Below are 20,125 nucleotides of genomic sequence, written 5' to 3' on the forward strand. Positions count from 1 at the left end.
GGCTCTAGCCGATCGCGTAGTACACGCGCTCGTCGGTGAAGCTCAAGGTCGGCTCGATCGACAGCTGCCCGCCCTGGATGGCTGCCGGCGGGACGTCCATGCAGAACTGGAAGGTGTCCGACCCTCCGCTGTTCAGGGTGGGGGCGTCCATGGCGTCGTCCGGCAGGACCGCTGAGCACTCGCTGTCGCTGTACTGACGGGAGTCGGTCCCGTGGAAGACCGCGGTCAGGTCGAATGCGGGCATGCCCTCCTCGGCGCCGACGTAGGTGACCGTCAGCTGGGTGATGACGTACTGACCGGTCGGCGGCTCGTTGAACTGATTGGCAGCGGCCACCGTCGCGTTGGCATCGAGCTCGATGGCGTCGAGGGTCACCTGGTAGTCACCGACCTGAGCCGGAACCCCGAGCGGCACGACCTCCGTCGTCTCGGCGGTGGCCTTGTCCGCGCCCGGCTCGGCCGGGGCGGACTCGACCTCCGCGAGGCTCTCGTCGATGCTCTTCTCCACCTCGTCGATGGCCTTCACGAAGAGCATCTGCGTCAGGATGACCAGCACGATGGCCAGCACGGAGGTCACCAGTCCGGTGATCGCCATACCGGCGCCGTTGTGGGTGCCTCGCCGGGCGCGGATCAGGGCCGGGATCCCGAGGCCCAGCCCGACGATCGCCACGATCGCGGCGACGTTGTTGATGATCGGGATCCAGCTCAGCAGCAGCGCGACGATGCCGAGCACCATCGAAGCGATCGCGAGCCCCGCTCCCTGCTTCGGCGGCGGGCCGGCCGGTTGGCCGTAGGACGGCGGGCCGTACTCCTGCTGGTACGGGGCCTGCGGTGGGTAGGACATGGTCGGTCGCTCCTCGGGATGGCGCACGGATACGGACGGGACCGTATGTCCGGGCCGGATCCTGCCGCGGAGGTCGCGTGCGACACGGGCAGCCGCTTCCCACCCGCCTCAGGAGTACCCGCCGGATGGCCCGCCGCCGGCCTCAGCCGAAGGAGCGGCCCTCGCCGCGGTAGGTGGGCAGGGTGCCGGTGAGCTCGTCGCCGGCGAGGGTGTGCAGCTCGTCCACGTGCTCGCAGATCTCGCCGGCCTTCGCGTGCCGGAACCACACGCGGTCGCCGACGGTGAGCGCTGCGGCCGCGGCTCCGCTGAGCGGGGTCTGCACCTCGCCCGCGCCCTCCGCGGGCAGCCAGCGCAGGCCGGCCGGATAGGTCGGCACCGGCAGCCGGTCCGGCCCGGGTGGGCCGGAGGCGATCCAGCCGCCGCCGGCCACGGTCACCGTTCCCGGCGCCGGGACGCGGGTGACCGGGGCGGCGGAGAACGTCGCCGGGCGCCCGGTGAAGGCGCGGTAGCCGTCGAAGAGCACCGGGTTGTAGAGACCCGACCCCGCGGCGACCTCGGTCACCGCGGGCTCGGCGGCCGTGCGCTCGACGCTGCCCGTCCCGCCGCCGTTGACGAACTCGAGGTCGGCCACGTCGGAGACCGCGGCGACCGCGGCGGCCCGCCGGCCGGCCAGCTCGCGGCCGGACACCGCCTGCATCCGCCGGACGGCGAGCCCCCGCAGCGGGCGGTGCGCCGGGGCGTCCTGCACCCCGGCGATCTGCGCCTCGTAGACCATGACGCCGACCAGCCGGAAGCCGGGGCGGGAGACCACCGCGCGGGCGAGCGCGGCGGCGTCCGCGGGGGAGTGCACGGGTGAGCGCCGGACACCCACGTGCACCCGGCCGCCGGCGATCCGCAGGGACGCGTCGACGTCGAGGCACACCCGCAGGTGCGGTCGCCGCGACGGCGGGACGAGGGCGTCGACCAGGTCCAGCTGCGCCACCGAGTCGACCATGAGGGTCACCCGGGCGGCCGCCGTCCCGTCCGCGGCCAGTCGGCGCAGCGCCGCCCGGTGCGCCGAGGGATAGCCGACGACGACGTCCGTGCTGACCGGGTCCTCGCCGTCGGCCAGCCACAGCGCCTCGGGCAGCGAGTACGCCAGCACGCCGGAGAACCCCGGGCGGGCGAGGACCCGGCGGAGGACGCCGCGGTTGCGCACGGACTTGCTGGCCACGCGGATGGGCTTCCCGGCGGCGCGGCGCGTCAGGTCGGCGGCGTTGGCGTCGAGCGCGTCGAGGTCGAGCACGGCCAGCGGGGGATCGAGGGCGGCGGTGGCCCGGTCCAGCCGGTCGCGGGCACGCGCGGCGTCGTCGGGGCCGGGGGATGCCGCGGAGTACATGGCGGGCAGCATCCTGTGCCCGACACTTCTGGGTCAACTGTCTCAGTCGCTTGACCGGATCCCTCCGGGCGGCCAGGCTGCCCGCTGGGCCGCGCCGCGGCAGCAGAGGAGGAGGGACCCGTGCCGCGCACCGAGAGCTGGCGCAACTGGGCGGGCAACCAGCGGGCCGCGGGCATCGAGGTCGTCCACCCGGCGGGCGTCGAGGCCATCGCGGCCGAGGTGCGGCGGGCGGCCGAGCGCGGCCGGCGGGTGCGTCCCATCGGCAGCGGGCACTCCTTCGCCCCCATCGGCCGGCCCGAGGACGTCCAGCTGGTGCTCGACCGGCACGCGGCGATGGTGGACGTCGACGGCGCGGGCCTGGTGACCGTGCAGGCCGGGATGTCCCTGCACCGGCTGAACGCCGAGCTGGCCGCACGGGGCTGGGCCCTCACCAACCTCGGCGACATCGACCGGCAGACCGTGTCGGGCGCGCTCTCGACCGGGACCCACGGCACCGGGGCCGGCTTCGGTGGGCTGGCCACGCAATTGCGTGGCTTCGAGCTCGTGCTGGCCGACGGCTCGCTGCTGCGCTGCTCGGCGACCGAGCACCCCGACGTCTTCGCCGCGGGCCGGATCGGGCTCGGCGCGCTCGGTGTGCTCAGCACCGTGACGCTCCAGGCCGAACCGGCCTTCGCCCTGCGGGCCGAGGAGGGCCCGGGACGCCTCCCCGAGCTGATCGAGGGCTTCGCCGAGTTCATGGCGTCGGCCGACCACGTCGAGTTCTACTGGTTCCCGCACACCGACCGCTGCCTGACCAAGCGCAACACCCGCGTGCCGCTCGACGAGCTGGCGCCGCTCGGGCGCTGGCGGGCCGCCTGGGACGACGAGGTCCTCGCCAACGCGGTGTTCGGCGGTGTGGTGGCGGCCGGCCGCCGGGTGCCCGCGCTCATCCCCCCGCTGGCCCGCGTGTCGGCGCGGGCGCTGGGCCCGCGGACCTGGACCGACCACTCGCACCGGGTCTTCGTCAGCCGGCGGCGGGTGCGCTTCCAGGAGATGGAGTACGCGGTCCCGCGGGCCGACGCCCCGGCCGTGCTGGCCGAGCTGCACCGCGTCCACGAGGCCAACGACTGGCGCGCGGCGTTCCCGGTGGAGGTGCGGGTCGCCGCGGCCGACGACATCCCGCTGTCCACGGCGAGCGCCCGCGAGACGGCCTACATCGCCGCGCACGTCCCCGCCGGCGTCGAGCCGGGGCCGTGGTTCGCCGCCCTCGAGTCCATCGCCGGAGCCGTGGCGGGCCGGCCGCACTGGGGCAAGCTGCACGGCCTGGACGCCGGCACGCTGCGCCGCCGGTACCCGCGCTTCGACGAGTTCACCGCGCTGCGCGACCGCCTCGACCCGGCCGGGGTCTTCACCAACGCCCACCTCGAGCACGTGCTCGGTCCGGTCGGCGGCTGACGTGGCCCGGGTGCCCGTCCAGCAGCGGCGCGCGGCGCTGGTCGACGCGGCGCTGCGGGTGATGGCCCGCGGCGGGCTGGCCGCCGGCACGACGCGGGCGATCGTCGCCGAGGCGCGGATGTCGCTGGCGAGCTTCCACTACGCGTTCGACTCGCGCGACGAGCTGCTCCGGGAGCTCGTCCGCGGCGTCGTCGGCCGGGAGTTCAGCGCCGCCACCGCCGGCATGACCGCCGACGGGGGACTGGCCGGCTGCCTCCGGCACGCGGCCGCCGGCTACCTCCAGCACCTCGAGCGGGAGCCCGGTCACGAGCTGCTGATGCTCGAGCTGACGTTCCACGCCCTGCGCAACCCGGCGCTGCAGCCGCTGGCCCGCGAGCAGTACCGCGCCTACACCGTGGCGGCGAGCCGGCTGCTGGAGCAGGCCGCGGAGCTCACCGGTGAGCAGTGGGCGCGGCCGGTGCCGGAGCTGGCCCGGTTGCTGATCACCCTGGTGGACGGCGCGACGACGACCTGGCTGGTCGACCGCGACACCGCCGCCACCCGCGCCGCGCTGGACGTGGCGATCGAGGCGTTCGTGACCGGCAACTCGTCGGTCTCGCCGTGACCGTCGACCCGGCCCTCCCGATACCGCCTCCGGCTCTCGGCGGTGCCCCCGCCGCGCCGGTGGGGCGTGCCTGGACCGCCCGGTTCGGGTTGATCTGGCTGGGCTTGTGGGCGGCCCAGCTCGCCCCGATCCAGCTGCTGCTCCCGCTGCAGCTCGCCGAGCTCGACCCGGACCACAAGGTGCGCGACTTCGCGCTGGTCAACGGTCTCGCCGGCCTCGCCGCCCTGGTCGCCCTCCCGCTGTTCGGGGCGCTCTGCGACCGTTCCCGCAGCCCGTTGGGTCGCCGTCGGGTGTGGGTCGCCGGTGGCGTGCTGACCTACGTCGCGGGCCTGCTGCTGACCGGGGGCGCCGGATCCTGGACCGCGGTCGCCGGAGCCTGGCTGCTCGCGCAGCTGGGCCTGTACGCGGCGATGGCGGGCCTGACCGCGACGATCGCCGACCAGGTACCGACGGAGCAGCGCGGTGCGGTCTCCGCCGCCATCTACGGGCCGCAGGCCCTCGGCATCGTGGTGGGGCTCGGCTTGGTCACGGCGGTCGGGGGCGAGGCCGGCGTCGGCTACCCGCTGCTCGCCGCCCTGCTCGTCGTGGTGGCGGTGCCGTGGCTGCTCCGGTCGCGGGACACCCGCCCGGCCGAGGCCGGCCGGCCGCCGTCGCTGGCTGCCGCGCTGCGCAGCACCTGGCGCGCGCCGGCCCGGTCGCCGGACTACGCCTGGGCGTTCGCCGGGCGGCTGCTGGTGAACCTCGGCAACGCGCTGGGCACCACCTATCTCCTGTACTTCCTCACCGACGGGCTGAGGGTCGCCGACCCGGAGGGGTCGCTGCTGGTCCTCACGCTCGTCTACCTCGTCGCCACGGTGACGGCGACCTGGGGCGGGGGCATCCTGTCCGACCGCACCGGCCGGCGCCGGGTCTTCGTCGCGGGGGCCGCCGTCCTGCAGGCGGCGGCGTGCGCCGTGCTGGTGGTGGCACCGAGCTGGCCCAGCGCCCTGGTGGCGGGCCTGCTGCTGGGCGCCGGCTACGGCGCCTACACGTCGGTGGACCAGGCGCTGGTCACCCAGGTGCTGCCCGACGCGCGCACGGTCGCCGGGGAGCTGGGCGTCATGAACGTCGCCGTCGTCGCCCCCCAGGCGCTGGCCCCGCTGCTCGCCGGGCTCCTGATCGCCCAGCTCGGCGGCTACGACGTGCTGTTCACCGTCGCCGGGCTGGCCACGGTCTGCGGGGCGCTGACCGTCGGGCGGATCCGCTCGGTCCGCTGACGTCAGGCGGGGTCGGGCTGCCCGGTGCCGCCGATCCGGTCCAGCTCCTCGAGCTCCGCCGGGCCGAGCACGCGCGCCGACGCCTGCAGGTTCTCCTCCAGGTGGGCGACCGACGACGTCCCGGGGATCAGCAGCAGGTTGGGGGAGCGGGCCAGCAGCCAGGTCAGCGCCACCTGCATCGGGGTGGTCTCCAGCCGGCGGGCCACGGCCTCGAGCGCAGCCGACTGCAGCGGCGTGAAGCCGCCGAGCGGGAAGAACGGCACGTAGGCGATGCCCTCGCGGGCCAGCGCGTCGACGAGTGGGTCGTCCTGCCGGTGGACGAGGTTGTAGTGGTTCTGCACGCAGACCACCGGCGCGATCGACTGCGCGTCGGCAACCATCTGCGTCGTCACGTTGCTGATCCCGAGATGCCGGATCAGCCCCTCCTCCTGCATCCGGGCCAGGGCCCCGAACGGCTCGGCCAGGGAGCGCTCCACCGGCTCGTCGAAGCCGGGCATCCGCAGGTTCACCACGTCCAGGACGTCGACACCGAGGTGCTCGAGGTTGTCGTGGACGGCGCTGCGCAGCTCGTCGGGGGAGAGCGCCTCCGGCCACTGCCCGTCGGGGGTCCGGCGCGCGCCGACCTTGGTGACCAGCACCAGGTCGTCCGGGTAGGGGTGCAGCGCCTCCCGGATGATCTCGTTCGTGACGTGCGGCCCGTAGTAGTCGCTGGTGTCGATGTGGTCGACGCCCAGCTCGACCGCCCGCCGGAGCACCGCGACCGCGGCGTCCCGGTCGGCCGGCGGGCCCATCACGTGCGGTCCCGCCAGCTGCATGGCGCCGTAGCCGATCCGGTGGACCGACCTCCCGCCGAGAGGGAACTGCCCTGACCGCTCTGCGCCGATGACCGTCATGGCGTCTTCCCTACCCGCTGGGCCGCAGCAGTTAGTCAGGCGGCATCGGCCGATTGCAGCCGGCCGACCGGCAGCGGCGGCACTGGGACGACGCCGGCGGCGATCGCCCGGCGGTCGACGGCGCGGGCGCCGAGGGCGAGCGCGACGCCGGCCAGCGCCAGCACCGCTCCCACCCACATGGGGGCGGTGTAGCCCAGCCCCTGCGAGATGACCAGCGCGCCCAGCGCGGCTCCGATGGCGTTGGCGATGTTGAACGCCGCCTGGTTGGCCGCCGACACGAGGCTCCCGCCCGGCACCCGCGCGGCGTCGATCACGGCGTTCTGGACCACCGGCCCGAGCGCGAAGGAGAGCGTCCCGAAGAGCACCAGCAGGGTGACGGCCAGCACCGGCGTCCGGGCCAGGAAGGCGAAGGCCACGAGGACCGAGGCCATCAGGGCCAGCCCGACCGCGACGAAGGAGAAGCCGTACCGGTCCCCGAGCCGCCCGCCCGCGAGGGTGCCCACCGTGGAACCGACCCCGAACAGGGCGAGGACGGGCGTCACCCAGCCGGCCGGGATGCCGCCCAGATCGGTGAGGATCGGGCTCACGTAGCTGTAGACGGAGAACAGCGCGGAGAAGCCGATCATCGTCAGGCCGAGGACCAGCCAGACCTGGCCGCGGCGGAACGCGCGCAGCTCCCCGCGCAGGTCGGTCGGCTCCCCGGCGTCGCCGGGCATCCAGGCGAGCAGGCCGGCGATGGTCACCACGCCGATCCCGGCGATGGCCGCGAGCACGATCCGCCAGCTCGCCTGCTGCGCGACGAACGTGCCGAGGGGGACGCCGATGACGTTGGCGAGGGTGAGGCCGGTGACCATGAGGGAGATGGCCCGGGCCGACCGGTTCGGCGGGACGAGCCGCCGGGCGGCGACCGCGCCCACCCCGAAGAACGAGCCGTGCGCCAGCGCGGTGAGCACCCGGGCGGCGACGAGGGCGCCGTAGCCGGGGGCGAGCGCGGACAGCGTGTTGCCGACGACGAAGACCACCATCAGCGCGACCAGGGTCTGCCGCGGGGTGAAGCGCAGACCGAGGGCGGTCAGGGTGGGCGCCCCGAGGACGACGCCGATCGCGTAGGCGGAGATCAGGATGCCGACGGCGGACACCGAGACGCCGAGGTCCGCGGCGATCTCGGGCAGCATCCCCATGACCACGAACTCGGTGGTGCCGATGCCGAAGGCGCCGATGGCGAGGGCGAGCAGCGCGCGAGGCACGAGGCGGAACTCCAGAGGGACGCGGGAACGCGGGCGGGGGAGCGGCCGGCGGACCTCGTCGTCCTCCCGGAGCCGGGATGGTTCGTCTACTCGGGGGCAAGCCCCGCCGGCCGCCCGCCATGCCCTCGGGGCGCCGTGGGTCCGGTCACAAGGAGCCTCCGGGGCGCCGGGAGGGCCGGCGCCCCGGGCACGTCAGGGCCGGAGCAGCACCTTGACGTGGCCCTCCTTCTTCTCCCGGAAGTTCATGTAGGCGTCGCGGGCGTCGGCCAGCGGCACGTGGTGGGTGGCGAACGTGTCGACGCCCAGCGGGTCCTCGTCGGTGAGCAGCGGCAGGATGTCGGGCACCCAGCGCCACACGTTGGCCTGGCCCATCCGCAGCTGGATCTGCTTGTCGAACATCCGCATCAGCGGCAACGGGTCGGTGGCACCGCCGTAGACGCCGGACAGCGAGATCGTGCCGCCGCGGCGGACCGCTTCGATGGCGGTGTTCAGGGCGGCCAGCCGATCGACTCCGGCCACCTGCATGACCTTCTCCATGATCGCGTCCGGGACGACGGCGGTCGCCTTCTGCGCCATGGTCGCCAGCGGTGAGCCGTGGGCCTCCATGCCGACGGCGTCGATCACCGCGTCGGGCCCGCGTCCGCCCGTGGCGTCGCGGACGGCCTGGACGACGTCGTCCTGCTTCGTGGACTCGATCACCGTCACTCCTCGCGCGCGCGCCCGCGCGAGGCGCTCCGGGACGACGTCGGCGGCGAACACCTGCTTGGCGCCGAGGTGCATGGCGATGCGCGCGGCCATGTCGCCGATCGGGCCGAGGCCGAGGACGAGCACGGTGCCGTCCTTCGGGATCGCGGCGTACTGGACCGCCTGCCAGGCGGTCGGGAGGACGTCGGAGAGGTAGACGAAGCGGTCGTCGGCCGGCCCCTCCGGAACCTTGATCGGGAGCGTGTTGCCGAACGGCACGCGGAGGTACTCGGCCTGGCCGCCGGGCACCTGCCCGTAGAGCTTGGTGTAGCCGAACAGCGAGGCGCCCATGCCCTGCTCGCGGTTCTGCGTCGTCTCGCACTGCGACTGCAGGCCCTGGGAGCAGGTCCAGCAGGTGCCGCAGGAGATGTTGAACGGGACGACGACGCGGTCGCCCGGCTTCACCTCCGTCACCTGCGCACCGACCTCGCGGACGACGCCCATCGGCTCGTGGCCCATGACGTCACCCACGGTCATGAACGGCGCCATGACCTCGATGAGGTGCAGATCGGACCCGCAGATCCCACTGGACGTCACCTCGATGACCACGTCCGTCGGGTCCTGGATGACGGGGTCGGGGACGGTGTCGACGCGGACGTCTCCCCGGCCGTGCCATGTCACTGCGCGCATGTCTGGATCTCCCTCGATCGGGCCGCGGTTCGGCCCCTTCGGGGCACTCCTGCCCCTTCGTGACGTGGATCGCTCGACTTTCAACAAATCGCTGCGTGGCGATCACTCGCCGTCAATTGCCGATTACCTAATGCAGAGTTACATCGCGGGCTTTGTGTGGCCCAGGACACAAAGCTGCACGTGGATACCCCGGTGCCCACATCACGAAAACATCACGACGTGTTTACATGGGCCCCGCTCCTCTCCCCGGGAGTTCACGTGGAATGCCCGTCAACGGAAGTACAGGTGCATGAGTTCGCACGACCAGGACCGCCTCCTCGCTGAGGGACCGGGGCCCGCCACCGGGTCTGCTCCGACCTCCACGCCGGCCCGCGGGACCTCGCGCCGGCCGGCTGCCGAGACGGCGACCAGCACGGTTCCGGCGCAGCGCCAGGGGACGGCGAAGCGCTCCGGGACGACCGGCACCAGCACCCCGACGGCGACCGCGGAGGGCGCGCGCCGGAAGACCGCGGGCACGGCCGGCGGCACGCTGGCGGCTCGGGCGAAGGCAGCCGGCACCGCCACCAGGAAGGCCGCGTCGGCCCGGGCCGCGACGGCGAAGGCGGCCGTGCAGCGGGCGGGGACGGCGAAGGCCGTCACGGTCAAGGCCGCTGCCGCCGCGAAGGTCGCCGCGGCGACCAAGGCGACCGCCGTGAAGACGCCCGCCGCGAAGCCGACCGCCGCGAAGAAGGTGCCGACGGCGAAGACGGCGACTGCGAAGACGGCGACCGAGAAGGCGCCCACGGCGAGGACGGCCGCTGCGAAGACGGCGACCGAGAAGGCGCCCACGGCGACGACAGCCGCCGCGAAGACGGAAGCCGCGAAGACGGCGACCGGGAAGACGGCCGCCGAGAAGGCGCCCACGGCGAAGACGGCGGCCGAGAAGGCGCCCACCACGAAGGCGCCCGCCGCGAAGGCTCCGGCGCAGAAGGCCGGCGCGGCGAAGGACGCCGCTCCGGTGACGGCGGCTGCTCCCGCGGAGGCGGCTGCTCCGGCGGTCGCCGCAGCAGTGACTGCCCCGGACGCGACGGCCACCCGCCCCGCCCGCAGCCGGCCGACGCCCCGCAAGCGCACCGTCCCGGCGGCGCAGATCCTCGAGGCCCTGGCCGAGGCCGAGGCGAAGGCCGTCCTCTCGCCCGCGCTCACCGGTGAGACGGTCCCGACCGGCGCCCCGGAGGTGCGGACCGCTCGCTTCCTGCACCGTCGTCCGCCGACGGTCCGGCGTCGTCCGGCGCTGTACCTGGCGGCCGCGATGATCGGCGCCATGGGCATCAGCGCGTTCGCGACCGACGAGCCCGTGGCTCGCGCGACCGCGACGATGAGCCACTCGGTCAGCGTCGCGGAGGAGCTCGGCATCGAGGAGACGCCGGCCGAGGCCATCACCGACACCGAGGCCGCGGAACTGCTCGGGGACCTGGCGGTCAGCCGCAACGCCCGTGACGCCGAGCAGACGGCGGCCGCCCAGGCCCAGGCCGAGGCCGACCGGATCGCCGCCGAGGCGGCCGCGGAGGCCGCCCGCCCCAAGGCCGTCCTCCCGGTCCAGGGCGCTCGCCTCACCAGCCAGTTCGGCCCGCGGTGGGGGACCATGCACTCGGGCATCGACCTGGCCGCACCCATGCACACCCCCGAGTACGCGGCCGCGGACGGCGTCGTGCTCGAGGCAGGCCCGGCGAGCGGTTTCGGCCTCGTCGTCTACATCCAGCACGAGAACGGCGACGTCACCGTCTACGGCCACATGGACTCGATCCTGGTCCAGCCCGGCCAGGTGGTGCAGGCCGGGGACACCATCGCGCTGCTGGGCAACCGTGGCCAGTCCACGGGCCCGCACCTGCACTTCGAGGTGCACGTCGGCGGTCTCGACGGCCAGAAGATCGACCCCCTCCCGTGGCTCCGGGAGCGCGGCGTCGCGATCTGAGCGGCGGAACCGTCGACGCCCCCTGCCGGATCCCGGCGGGGGGCGTCGTCGTCGGTGCACACTGCAGCAGGAGGGGAAGGAGGCGGACGGTCATGGGGCACGCGCACGCGCCGGGAACGGCCGCGGGAGGCCAGCGCGGGCGACTCGCCTTCGTCCTCGCCCTGACCCTCGCCGTCATGGCGGCCGAGATCGTCGGAGGGCTTCTGTCGGGCTCCCTCGCCCTGCTGGCCGACGCCGGTCACATGGCCACCGATGCGGCCGGGATCGCCCTCGCCCTGGCGGCGGTGACCCTCGCCCAGCGGCCCGCGCGCGGCCGCCGCACCTTCGGCTGGCAACGGGTGGAGATCCTCGCCGCGGTCGCCAACGGTCTCCTGCTCCTGGCCGTGGCCGGGTACGTGCTGGTGGAGGCGGTGCGCCGGATCGGCGAGCCCCCCGAGATCGGGTCCGGCCTGATGCTCGTCGTCGCCTCGGTCGGCCTGGTCGTGAACATCGGCTCGCTGGCGGTGCTGCACCGGGGGAAGGACGCGTCGCTGAACCTGCGCGGCGCCTACCTGGAGGTGCTCGCCGACGCGCTGGGCTCGGTCGCCGTGATCGTGGCCGCCGTCGTCATCCTGACCACCGGCTGGACGCCGGCGGACATCGTCGCCTCGGCCGTCATCGGCGTCCTCGTCGTGCCGCGCGCCTGGCACCTCCTCCGCGAGGCGCTCGACGTCCTCCTCGAGGCCGCCCCGCGGGGCGTCGACCTGGACGACGTCCGCGCGCACATCCTGGGCGTCGACGGCGTCCTCGGGGTGCACGACCTGCACGCGTGGACGATCACGTCCGGCCTGCCGGTCCTCTCCGCCCACGTCGTCGTCACCGAGGAGGCGCTGGCGGCCGGGCACGGGGGCCGGGTCCTCGACGCGCTGTGCGAGTGCCTGGGCGAGCACTTCGACATGGAGCACTGCACGTTCCAGCTCGAGGCCGCGGCGCACGCCGGCCACGAGGCGCCCGTCCACGACTAGGGGCCCCGTCCTCCCCACCCTGCGCACGCTCGGGCCGGGGCCCGGGACGGGGCCGTCGCCGGGTGGGACAGTGGTGTCCGCAGCACGGTCGCGGCGTGGAGGAGGAGTCGGTGGACCACGGTCAGCACTCGGGCATGTGGGTACCCGACGAGCCCCCCACGTGGGGCCGCGTGTTCCTCCCGCACCTGGACGGCTGGTCGGTGGTGGCGATGCTGAGCGTCGTCGGGCTGGTGGTGTACCTGGCCGCCGTCGTGCGGCTGCGGCGGACCGGCGTCGTCTGGCCCTGGTGGCGGGTGCTCGCCTGGGTGGCCGGCACCCTGTCGGTGTTCGTCGTCACGGGGACCTGGCTGAACGGCTACAGCATGGTGCTGTTCAGCCTGCACATGGTCCAGCACATGGTCCTGGCGATGATCTCGCCGATCCTGCTGCTGCTCGGCGCGCCGGTGACCCTCGCCCTGCGCACCCTCCCGCGCGGCACGGGGGCGGCCGGCGCCCCGCGGGCGCTGCTGCTCGAGCTGCTGCACAGCCGGGTCGCCCGGTTCCTCGCCTCGCCGGGCTTCACCGTGCCGCTGTTCATCGCGAGCCTCTACGGCATCTACTTCACCCCGGTCTTCGACGCGCTGATGAGCAACCCGGCCGGGCACCAGTTCATGCTGGCGCACTTCGTCGTCACGGGTCTGCTGTTCTTCGGGCCGGTGATGGCGCAGGACCCGTGGCCGAATCCGCACAGCCACCCGATGCGCATCCTGGAGCTGGTCGTCCCGGTGCCGTTCCACGCCTTCTTCGGCGTCGCGGTGATGATCGCCAGCACGCTGCTGGTGGACTCCTTCGCGAACCCGCCGGCGGCGTGGGGCATCGACCCGCTCGGTGACCAGAACGTGGCCGGGGGGATCGCCTGGTCCTTCGGCGAGCTGCCGACCGTGCTCGTGCTGATCGTCGTCCTGGTCTCGTGGATGGGTTCCGACGAGCGGCGGGCGCGGGCGCTGGACCGGGCGGCCGACCGCGACGGGAACGCCGAGCTGGCGGCCTACAACGCCCGACTCAGGGCGCTGTCGGAGCGCAGCAGCGCCTGAGACGACGACGGGCCCGCCACCCCGGAGGGCGACGGACCCGTCGTACGCGCCTTCTCAGCCGACGTGGACGACGGCGTCGCCCTCGGCCGGCAGGTCCTCCTTCGTCGCCTTGATCAGCACCGCGGTGACCACCGCGCCGAGCACCAGGAGCGCGGCTGCCCAGGTGAACGCCGTGGTGTACCCCTCGACCTGGGCCGCCAGGCCGACGCCCGGGGCCTGCGGGTCTGCTCCCGAGGCGATCGCGTCAGCGGTGTACGCGCTGATCGCGGCCACCGACAGCGACGCCAGGACGGCGGTGCCGATCGAGGCGCCGACCTGCTGGGTCGCGTTGAGCATCGCGCTGGCCGCGCCGGCGTCGTGCTGCCCCGCGCCGACCAGGGCCAGGTTCGACAACGGCACGAACGTGAACCCGAGGCCGAGGCCCAGCAGCAGCTGGCCGGGGAACGGCAGCTGCCAGAACCCGGTGTCCAGGCCGACGAACGACAGGGTGAAGAGGCCGGCGGCGGCCAGCACGCCACCGAGGACCATGAGCGGCTTCGGGCCGACCCGCGGCAGCAGGGCGCTGGAGGCGCCCGCGGAGACGAAGACGCCGAGGGTGGTCGGCAGCGAGGCCAGTCCGGCCACCACCGGCTCGTAGCCCAGCACCTGCTGGAAGTACAGGCTCAGGAAGAAGAAGGCCCCGATCAGCCCGGCACCCACCAGCGTGGAGGTGAGGTAGGCCCCGCCGCGGTTGCGGTCGAGGACGATGCGCATCGGCAGCAGGGGGTTGCGGGTGCGCAGCTCCAGCAGGACGAACAGCGCCACCAGTACCAGCCCGCCGACGATGAACAGCCAGGCGAGGCCGTCGGCCCAGCCGCTGGCCGGCGTCACGAACGGACCGCCCTGGGCGGCCACCGCGGCGTTCGTCGCGGCCGCCTCCACGGCGTTGGTCTGCGAGGCCTCGGCCACGCGGGTGAAGCCGTAGACGACCGACGCGAGCCCCAGGGTGACGAGGACCGCGCCGGGGATGTCGTAGCTGGTGTCCCCGGGGGCCTTGCTCTCCGGGACGATCGGGATGGCCAGCACGATGGCGAGCAGCGCGACCGGCAGGTTCACCCAGAAGCACCAGCGCCAGTCGGCGTACTCGGTGAGAACCCCACCCAGCAGCAGGCCCACCGCCGAGCCGCCGCCGGCGATGGCGCCGTACACGCCGAAGGCCTTGGCCCGCTCCCTCGGGTCGGTGAACAGGACGGTCAGCAGCGCGAGCGACGCCGGCGCGAGCAGCGCACCGAAGACGCCCTGCAGGGCGCGGGCGCCGAAGAGCATCGCCTCGTTCTGCGCGATACCGCCGAGCGCGGAGGCCACGGCGAAGCCGGCCGCGCCGACCAGGTAGGTGCGCTTGCGGCCCCAGAAGTCGGCGATCCGGCCGCCGAGCAGGAGGAAGCCGCCGAAGGTCAGGGTGTAGGCGGTGACGATCCACTGCTGGGACGCCGCACTGATGCCCAGGTCGGCGGTGACGGCGGGCAGCGCGATGTTGACGATCGTCGCGTCGAGGATCACCAGCAGGACGGTCATCGCGATCACGCCGAGAGCGAGCCAGCGCTTCTCGTACGGCTCGTCGGCGGCCGCCGGAGCGGCGGCAGCGGGGGAGGGAACGGGTTCGGTCACGGGAAGAGTCCTCGGGTCGTGCGGAACGGGCCGGGTCGCCGGCCGGGAGAGAACGTAGCGGCCTGCAACCATGTCGTCGTGCCCGTTTCGCTGGTCGTGACCTCGGACACGCACGTCCCCAGGCGTGCGCGTGACCTACCTCATTCCCTGTGGTCGGCGATCGCCGACGCCGACGTCGTCGTGCACGCCGGTGACTGGGTGGACCCGGCGCTGCTCGACCTGTTCGAGGCCCGCGCCCGTCGGCTCGTGGCGGTGTACGGCAACAACGACCACGGCCCGCTCCGCGAGCGGCTGCCCGAGGTCGCCCGCGCCGGGATCGAGGGCATCCGTTTCGCCGTGGTGCACGAGACCGGCGCCGCCACCGGCCGGGAGCTGCGCTGCGCCGCCCGCTTCCCCGACACCGACGTCCTGGTGTTCGGGCACAGCCACATCCCCTGGGACACCACGGCGCCGTCGGGCCTGCGGCTGCTCAACCCCGGCTCGCCCACCGACCGGCGCCGGCAGCCGCACGGCACCTTCGTCACCGCCGTCGCCGACGCCGGGCAGCTGCGGGACGTCACCTTCCACGCCGTCCCCCCGCGGCGGTGAGCGCCCGCCCGCCGCTGTGCCCGGACGCGGTCGCCCTGCTGGCCTGCCCGGTGTGCGGTCGGCCCCTGGAGGCGACGGCGGACGACGCCGCCCTGCGCTGCGGCGCCGGCCACGCTTTCGACCGGGCCCGCCAGGGGCACGTCACCCTGCTGCCGCCCGGGCACCGGGCGCCGTCCGGCGACTCCGCGGCCATGGTCGCCGACCGGGTGGCCTTCCTCGAGGCCGGGCACTACGCCGGCGTCACCGCGGCGGTGGCCGAGGCGGTCGCGGTGGACGGCGTCCCGGCGTCCCTGCTCGACCTCGGCGGGGGGACCGGGCACCACCTGGGCGGCGTCCTCGACCGGATCCCGGGCGCGGTGGGCGTGGTGCTGGACTCCTCGGCCTACGCCGCGCGCCGGGCGGCGCGGGCGCACCCGCGCGCGGTCGCGGTCGTCGCGGACACCTGGGCCCGGCTGCCGGTGCGGGACGGGGTCGTCGACCGGGTCCTGATCGTGTTCGCGCCCCGCAACGGGCCGGAGATCGCGCGGGTGCTGCGGCCGGAGGGCCGGCTGGTCGTCGTGACACCGACCGGCGAGCACCTCCGGGAGCTGGTCGGGCCGCTGGGCCTGCTGCGCGTCGATCCCGACAAGGCGGCGCGCCTGGCGGCCACCCTCGAACCGGACCTGGAGCCGGTCCGGACGGTGGTCCACCGCCGGGAGCTCGCGCTGCCCCGGTCGACGGCGGCCACGCTGGTCGGGATGGGCCCGCACGCGCGGCACACGTCGGCCGAGGCGGTCGAGGCGGGGCTGGCCGGGCTCGCCGAACCCGTCGTCGTCACCGTGTCGGTCGACGTCACCACCTACCGGCGGCGGCCGGCCACCGACACGTAGAGCGCCAGGACGAGCACGGCGCCGAGGATCGAGGCCCACCAGCCGCCCAGGTCGAACTGCACCTCGCCGTCCCGGACCAGGCCGGCGACCAGGTTGCCGACCACGGAGCCGACGAGGCCGAGCGCGAGCGTGGCGAGGATGCCGAGGTCCTGCTTGCCCGGGACCACGGCGCGGGCGACGAGCCCGGCCACCAGGCCGATCACGAGGGTCGCGACGATGCCGCCGACGTCCACCGGGCCTCCTCCGCTGGTCCACGCCGTGCGGACCTCGTGCCAGGACCGTAGGGGATCGGGCCGGCTCCACTGGTCGTCCTCCCGCGGCAGGTCTACCGTGTCCGACGTCACAGTGGGACGTGCGGCTCGCTGCCGACCGGGCAGTGGGTGACACCGACCGGCGCGCCTGGGTCGTCGGTCGGAGATGCCGCACGGGCACGGTCTAAGCTGCGCTGCGTGACGATTGCACCGGCGCCCATCGTGAGTCGGCCGAGTCCGGTCCACGTGGCCACCAAGGGTTCGCGCCTGACGAACCTGCTGCGGACCACGGACCACAAGACCATCGGTCTGATGTACCTGACCACGTCGTTCGCCTTCTTCGTGATCGGCGGCCTGATGGCCATGCTGATCCGCGGCGAACTGGCCCGCCCGGGTCTGCAGTTCCTGTCGCCGGAGCAGTACAACCAGCTGTTCACCATGCACGGCACGCTGATGCTGCTGATGTTCGCGACGCCGCTGTTCTTCGCCTTCGCGAACCTGATCATGCCGCTGCAGATCGGCGCCCCCGACGTCGCCTTCCCGCGGCTGAACGCCTTCTCCTTCTGGCTGTTCCTCTTCGGCAGCCTGATCGTGCTGTCGGGCATCCTGACCCCCGGTGGGGCGCCGGACTTCGGCTGGACGGCCTACACGCCGCTGTCCAACGTCGTCCACACGCCGGGGCCGGGCGGGAACCTGTGGATCGCCGGCCTGGCCGTGAGCGGTCTGGGCACGATCCTCGGTGGCGTCAACTTCATCGCCACGATCGTCTGCCTGCGCGCGCCCGGGATGACCATGTTCCGGATGCCGATCTTCGTGTGGAACGCGCTGATCACCAGCGTGCTGATCCTGCTGGCCTTCCCGATCCTCACCGCGGCGCTGTTCGCGCTGCTGGCCGACCGGACGCTCGGGTCGCTGATCTACTCGGAGGAGAACGGGGGCGCCATGCTGTGGCAGCACCTGTTCTGGTTCTTCGGGCACCCCGAGGTCTACATCATCGCGCTGCCGTTCTTCGGCATCGTCACCGAGATCATCCCGGTGTTCAGCCGCAAGCCGCTGTTCGGCTACAAGGGCATGGTCGGCGCCACCCTGGCCATCGGCTTCCTCTCGCTGGCCGTGTGGGCGCACCACATGTACGCCACCGGCGCGGTGCTGCTGCCCTTCTTCGCCTTCCTCACCTACCTGATCGCCGTGCCGACCGGGCTGAAGTTCTTCAACTGGATCGGCACCATGTGGCGCGGCCAGCTGACCTTCGAGACGCCGATGCTCTTCTCGCTCGGCTTCATGGTCACCTTCCTGCTCGGTGGCCTGACCGGTGTCCTGCTGGCCAGCCCGCCGCTGGACTGGCACGTCACCGACTCCTACTTCGTGGTCGCGCACTTCCACTACGTCGTGTTCGGCACCGTGGTCTTCGCCGCCTACGCCGGCATCTACTTCTGGTTCCCGAAGATGTGCGGCCGGATGATGGACGAGCGCATCGGCAAGCTGCAGTTCTGGATGACCTTCATCGGCTTCCACGGCACGTTCCTCGTCCAGCACTGGCTGGGCAACGAGGGCATGCCGCGGCGGTACGTCGACTACCTGCCGACCGACACGTTCACCACGCTGAACATGGTCTCGACGCTGTTCTCGTTCGTGCTCGGTGCCTCGGTCGTGCCGTTCATCTACAACGTGGTCAAGTCCTGGAAGTACGGGGAGCTGGCCGTGCGCGACGACCCGTGGGGTCACGGGAACTCGCTGGAGTGGGCCACGTCCTCGCCGCCGCCCCGGCACAACTTCGTCGAGATCCCGCGGATCCGCTCGGAGCGCCCGGCGTTCGAGGCGCACTACCCGCACCTCGTCCAGCGGCTCCAGGACGAGGCCCACGCGGGCAAGCGGCACACGCCGTACGGCGGCGTCAGCGAGCTGGTGGACGGCACCGGCCCGCGGCAGGGACCGAAGGACCCCGACCCCACCTGAACAAGGACCCCGTCCTTCTCACCCCTCGCACGCTCGGGGCGAGCCTCGGGACGAGGCCGTGCACCGGGGAGGCCCAGGACCGTCGTGGTCCTGGGCCTCTCCGCACCCCGCGGTCCGGGTGCAGGTAGCGGGGGAGCGGTGCGGCACGATGATCGTGTGCCGCTCGAGCCCTTCCCCCTCCTCCCGGTGGACGACCACCCCTCCGGTGCGCGCGCCGTCCTGACCGTGACCGGGGAGGACCGGCCCGGCGTCACCGCCCGGCTGTTCGCCGCGCTCGCCGACGGCGACGGCGCCCCGGTCGAGGTGATCGACGTCGAGCAGGTCGTCGTCCACGGGCACCTGGTGCTCGGGGTGGTGGTCGCGGCGCTGCCCGCCGAGGGGGTCGAGCCCGAGCCGGAGCCGGCGCTCGTCGCCCGCCTGCGGGAACTCGCGGACCGGGTGACCGCCGAGACCCGGATGGACGTGGCGGTCGAGGGCGCGTCGAACGGGGGCGCGCTGCCGCTGCCCGGCCGGCCGCACCACGTGATCGTGCTCGGCCGCCCCGTCCCCCCGGACGCCGTCGCCGGGGCGGCCCGGGCGATCGCCGACGTGGGCGGCAACATCGACGCGATCCGGCGGCTGTCGGACTACCCGGTGACCAGCTTCGAGCTGACCGTCTCCGGCGCCGACGCGACCAGCCTGCGCTCGGCGCTGGCGGCCGTCGCCGCCGCCACCGGGGCCGACATCGCCGTCGAGCAGGTCGGTCTGGCCCGGCGCAGCAAACGGCTGATCGTGCTGGACGTCGACTCGACCCTGGTCCGCGGCGAGGTCATCGACGAGCTGGCCGCGCGGGCCGGGCGGGCCGCCGAGGTCGCCCGGATCACCGCCGCGGCCATGAACGGCGAGCTGGACTTCGCCGAGTCGCTGCGCGCGCGGGTCGCCGTCCTGGCCGGTCTGCCGGTGGAGGTGCTCGACGAGGTGCGCGAGCACCTGGTGCTCACCCCCGGTGCGCGGACGCTGATCCGCACGCTGCAGCGGCTCGGGTTCCGCTGCGGCATCGTCAGCGGCGGGTTCACCCAGATCACCGGCCCGCTGGCGGAGTCCCTGGGGCTGGACTTCTCGGCGGCGAACACCCTCGAGGTCGTCGACGGGAAGCTCACCGGCGGGCTGGTCGGGGAGATCGTCGACCGGCCGGGCAAGGCGCGGGCTCTGGCCAGGTTCGCCGAGCAGTACGGCATCCCGCTGGACCAGACCGTGGCCGTGGGCGACGGCGCCAACGACCTCGACATGCTCAACGCCGCCGGGCTGGGCATCGCCTTCAACGCCAAGCCGTTCGTCCGCGAGCAGGCGCACACCGCGCTCAACCAGCCCTACCTGGACGCCGTGCTGCAGGTGCTCGGCTTCACCCGCGACGAGGTCCTCGACGCGGAGTGACCCGCCGCCCCCGCCATGATCAGGGAACCCGGGCTCAGGGGGTCGTCGCAACACCCTGACTGAGTGGGGGTCGGGTATGGCGAGGACGGCGGAGCTCCAGCATCAGCGGCGGGCGTTCTGGACCGGGATCCGGGACGGGCTGCCGACCGTTGCCGCGGCGAAGCGATCAGGCGTGTCGCAGGCGCGTGGATTTCGGTGGTTCCGTGAGTGTGGCGGGGTGTCACCTGTCGAACTGAGCGAGCCGACCGGCCGATATCTGGACCTGGCCGAGCGGGAGGAAATCGCCTGCGGTCTGGAACGGGGGGAATCCCTGCGGGCGATCGGCCGCCGCCTTGGCCGGTCG

Annotated in this window: 19 protein-coding genes; 11 read left to right on the forward strand and 8 right to left on the reverse strand. The window is 73.8% G+C overall.

All coding sequences use genetic code 11. The features are described 5' to 3' along the window. Nucleotides 1-4 precede the first annotated feature (4 nt). Nucleotides 5-841, reverse strand: a complete 837-nt coding sequence (locus BM142_RS22335) for a DUF4190 domain-containing protein (protein WP_092203437.1) — start codon at nucleotides 839-841, stop codon at nucleotides 5-7. 142 nt (nucleotides 842-983) lie between these two features. Further along, entirely contained in the window at nucleotides 984-2,219 is a 1,236-nt protein-coding gene (locus BM142_RS22340) for an amino acid deaminase/aldolase (protein WP_092203438.1), read from the reverse strand. A gap of 120 nt (nucleotides 2,220-2,339) precedes the next feature. Here BM142_RS22340 and BM142_RS22345 point away from each other — a divergent pair, with 120 nt between their 5' ends. Genes BM142_RS22345 through BM142_RS22355 form a run of 3 tightly spaced genes read left to right on the forward strand, consistent with a single transcriptional unit; the run spans nucleotide 2,340 to nucleotide 5,513 of the window. Beyond that, the gene (locus BM142_RS22345; protein WP_092203440.1) at nucleotides 2,340-3,653 is read left to right on the forward strand and encodes a D-arabinono-1,4-lactone oxidase; all 1,314 of its coding nucleotides are present in this window, start codon (nucleotides 2,340-2,342) and stop codon (nucleotides 3,651-3,653) included. A gap of 10 nt (nucleotides 3,654-3,663) precedes the next feature. After that, nucleotides 3,664-4,257: a TetR/AcrR family transcriptional regulator gene (locus tag BM142_RS22350; protein WP_139228992.1), complete on the forward strand. Its 594-nt coding sequence runs from the start codon at nucleotides 3,664-3,666 to the stop codon at nucleotides 4,255-4,257. Then, nucleotides 4,254-5,513 (forward strand): MFS transporter, encoded by a 1,260-nt coding sequence (locus BM142_RS22355; protein ID WP_254791156.1) that lies wholly within the window; start codon nucleotides 4,254-4,256, stop codon nucleotides 5,511-5,513. Before BM142_RS22350 ends, BM142_RS22355 begins: the two co-directional genes overlap by 4 nt. Before the next feature lie 2 nt (nucleotides 5,514-5,515). Here BM142_RS22355 and BM142_RS22360 read toward each other — a convergent pair whose 3' ends face one another. The 4 genes from BM142_RS22360 to BM142_RS22375 all read right to left on the reverse strand — a co-directional run bounded on the left by BM142_RS22360 (nucleotide 5,516) and on the right by BM142_RS22375 (nucleotide 10,101). Then, a complete protein-coding gene (locus tag BM142_RS22360) occupies nucleotides 5,516-6,406 on the reverse strand; it encodes an aldo/keto reductase family oxidoreductase (RefSeq protein WP_092203444.1) in 891 nt (296 codons plus the stop codon). Nucleotides 6,407-6,441: 35 nt separating this feature from the next. Continuing rightward, nucleotides 6,442-7,653 (reverse strand): MFS transporter, encoded by a 1,212-nt coding sequence (locus BM142_RS22365; protein WP_092203446.1) that lies wholly within the window; start codon nucleotides 7,651-7,653, stop codon nucleotides 6,442-6,444. 192 nt (nucleotides 7,654-7,845) lie between these two features. Beyond that, on the reverse strand, nucleotides 7,846-9,027 hold the full coding sequence (locus BM142_RS22370; protein ID WP_092203448.1) for a zinc-dependent alcohol dehydrogenase: 1,182 nt from the start codon (nucleotides 9,025-9,027) through the stop codon (nucleotides 7,846-7,848). Nucleotides 9,028-9,297: 270 nt separating this feature from the next. Then, a complete protein-coding gene (locus BM142_RS22375) occupies nucleotides 9,298-10,101 on the reverse strand; it encodes a hypothetical protein (protein ID WP_092203450.1) in 804 nt (267 codons plus the stop codon). Between BM142_RS22375 and BM142_RS22380 the strand changes: the two genes are divergently transcribed. The 3 genes from BM142_RS22380 (at nucleotide 10,076) to BM142_RS22390 (ending at nucleotide 13,058) form a co-directional block, all read left to right on the forward strand. Further along, nucleotides 10,076-10,981 (forward strand): M23 family metallopeptidase, encoded by a 906-nt coding sequence (locus BM142_RS22380; protein ID WP_254791158.1) that lies wholly within the window; start codon nucleotides 10,076-10,078, stop codon nucleotides 10,979-10,981. The two genes, BM142_RS22375 and BM142_RS22380, sit on opposite strands and share 26 nt — an antisense overlap. Before the next feature lie 92 nt (nucleotides 10,982-11,073). Then, the gene (locus BM142_RS22385) at nucleotides 11,074-11,985 is read left to right on the forward strand and encodes a cation diffusion facilitator family transporter (protein WP_092203452.1); all 912 of its coding nucleotides are present in this window, start codon (nucleotides 11,074-11,076) and stop codon (nucleotides 11,983-11,985) included. Nucleotides 11,986-12,080: 95 nt separating this feature from the next. Beyond that, nucleotides 12,081-13,058: a cytochrome c oxidase assembly protein gene (locus BM142_RS22390; RefSeq protein WP_254791159.1), complete on the forward strand. Its 978-nt coding sequence runs from the start codon at nucleotides 12,081-12,083 to the stop codon at nucleotides 13,056-13,058. Between the two features lie 54 nt (nucleotides 13,059-13,112). Here BM142_RS22390 and BM142_RS22395 read toward each other — a convergent pair whose 3' ends face one another. Further along, entirely contained in the window at nucleotides 13,113-14,705 is a 1,593-nt protein-coding gene (locus tag BM142_RS22395; RefSeq protein ID WP_254791161.1) for an MFS transporter, read from the reverse strand. Between the two features lie 78 nt (nucleotides 14,706-14,783). On the opposite strand from BM142_RS22395, the gene BM142_RS22400 reads away from it, so the two are divergent. Next, nucleotides 14,784-15,293 carry a metallophosphoesterase family protein gene (locus tag BM142_RS22400; RefSeq protein WP_092203456.1) on the forward strand — a complete coding sequence of 170 codons (510 nt, stop codon included), beginning with the start codon at nucleotides 14,784-14,786 and terminating at the stop codon, nucleotides 15,291-15,293. Beyond that, the gene (locus BM142_RS22405) at nucleotides 15,290-16,162 is read left to right on the forward strand and encodes a putative RNA methyltransferase (RefSeq protein WP_092203458.1); all 873 of its coding nucleotides are present in this window, start codon (nucleotides 15,290-15,292) and stop codon (nucleotides 16,160-16,162) included. The genes BM142_RS22400 and BM142_RS22405 overlap by 4 nt, the downstream gene beginning before the upstream one ends. On the opposite strand, the gene BM142_RS22410 is transcribed toward BM142_RS22405, so the two are convergent. After that, nucleotides 16,132-16,395, reverse strand: coding sequence for a GlsB/YeaQ/YmgE family stress response membrane protein (locus BM142_RS22410; RefSeq protein WP_092203460.1), 264 nt, complete (start codon nucleotides 16,393-16,395; stop codon nucleotides 16,132-16,134). The two genes, BM142_RS22405 and BM142_RS22410, sit on opposite strands and share 31 nt — an antisense overlap. Before the next feature lie 216 nt (nucleotides 16,396-16,611). Between BM142_RS22410 and ctaD the strand changes: the two genes are divergently transcribed. The 3 genes from ctaD to BM142_RS25440 form a co-directional block, all read left to right on the forward strand. Further along, on the forward strand, nucleotides 16,612-18,369 hold the full coding sequence (gene ctaD, locus BM142_RS22415) for an aa3-type cytochrome oxidase subunit I (RefSeq protein WP_092203462.1): 1,758 nt from the start codon (nucleotides 16,612-16,614) through the stop codon (nucleotides 18,367-18,369). Nucleotides 18,370-18,525: 156 nt separating this feature from the next. Beyond that, nucleotides 18,526-19,782: a phosphoserine phosphatase SerB gene (gene serB / locus BM142_RS22420; RefSeq protein ID WP_092203464.1), complete on the forward strand. Its 1,257-nt coding sequence runs from the start codon at nucleotides 18,526-18,528 to the stop codon at nucleotides 19,780-19,782. A 76-nt stretch (nucleotides 19,783-19,858) separates the two neighbouring features. Further along, nucleotides 19,859-20,125: helix-turn-helix domain-containing protein (locus BM142_RS25440; protein WP_139228993.1), on the forward strand; the 267-nt coding region annotated here is incomplete at its 3' end.

The organism is Blastococcus tunisiensis (assembly GCF_900112815.1).
In the GTDB taxonomy this organism is placed as follows: Bacteria; Actinomycetota; Actinomycetes; order Mycobacteriales; family Geodermatophilaceae; genus Blastococcus_B; species Blastococcus_B tunisiensis.